A 1,281-nucleotide genomic window follows, 5' to 3' on the forward strand; every position below is an offset into this window, starting at 1 on the left:
GCCTCGAGGCCGGTGGTGATGTCGGCGAGGATGTCGTCGATGCCTTCGATGCCCACGGCGAGGCGGACCTGGCCGGGGGTGACGCCGGCGGCGAGTTGCTCGGTGGCGGTGAGCTGGGAGTGGGTGGTGGAGGCGGGGTGGATGACCAGCGAGCGGACGTCGCCGATGTTGGCGACGTGGCTGTGCAGGGTCAGTGCGTCGACGAACTTCTTGCCGGCGTCGACGCCGCCGGCGAGTTCGAAGGTGACGATGGCGCCGGTGCCGCGGGGGGCGAGCTGCCGGCCGCGCCGGTACCAGGGGGAGGAGGGCAGGCCGGCGTAGGACACCGCGGTGACCTCGGGGCGGGTGGTGAGGAACTCGGCGACGCGGGCGGCGTTGGCGACGTGCCGTTCCATGCGCAGCGACAGGGTTTCCAGGCCCTGGGCGATGAGGAAGGCGTTGAACGGGGAGACCGCGGCGCCGAGGTCGCGCAGCAGTTGCACGCGGGCCTTGAGGGCGTAGGCGGGGGCGCCGAGGTCGGCGTAGACCACGCCGTGGTAGCTGGGGTCGGGGGTGACGAACTGGGGGTGCCGCGCGGTGCCGTCGGGGCCGGTGGCGGTCCAGTCGAAGGTGCCGCCGTCGACGAGGACGCCGGCGATGGCGGTGCCGTGGCCGCCGAGGTATTTGGTGGCCGAGTGCACGACGATGTCGGCGCCGTGCTCGAGGGGGCGGATCAGGTAGGGGGTGGCGACGGTGTTGTCGACGATCAGCGGCAGGTGGTGCTCGTGGGCCACCCCGGAGATGCCCGGCAGGTCGAGGAGGTGGTTCTTGGGGTTGGCGATGGTTTCGCCGTAGAAGGCGCGGGTGGTGGGGCGGATCGCGGCGCGCCACTGGTCGAGGTCGTCGGGGTCGTCGACGAAGGTGACCTCGATGCCGAGTCGGGGCAGGGTGTAGTGGAACAGGTTGTAGGTGCCGCCGTAGAGGTAGGGGCTGGAGACGAGGTGGTCGCCGGCGGCGGCGAGGTTGAGCACGGCGAAGGTTTCGGCGGCCTGGCCGGAGGACAGCAGCAGGGCGGCGGCGCCGCCTTCGAGGGCGGCGATGCGTTGTTCGACCGCGTCCTGGGTGGGGTTCATGATGCGGGTGTAGATGTTGCCCGGTTCGGTGAGGCCGAACAGGGCGGCGGCGTGGTCGGTGCTGTCGAAGGTGTAGCTGGTGGTCTGGTAGATCGGCAGGGCGCGGGCGCGGGTGTCGCCGCCGCCGGGCTGGCCCACGTGGATCTGCTTGGTCTCGAAGCTCCAGCCG

General features: G+C 71.7%; 1 protein-coding gene. It reads right to left on the reverse strand.

What is annotated here, in order from left to right; genetic code table 11:
- Positions 1-1,281: bifunctional o-acetylhomoserine/o-acetylserine sulfhydrylase (locus G6039_RS30120; protein WP_072636911.1), on the reverse strand; the 1,281-nt coding region annotated here is incomplete at both ends.

It is taken from the genome of Rhodococcus aetherivorans, from assembly GCF_011058165.1.
Lineage (GTDB): Bacteria > Actinomycetota > Actinomycetes > Mycobacteriales > Mycobacteriaceae > Rhodococcus > Rhodococcus aetherivorans.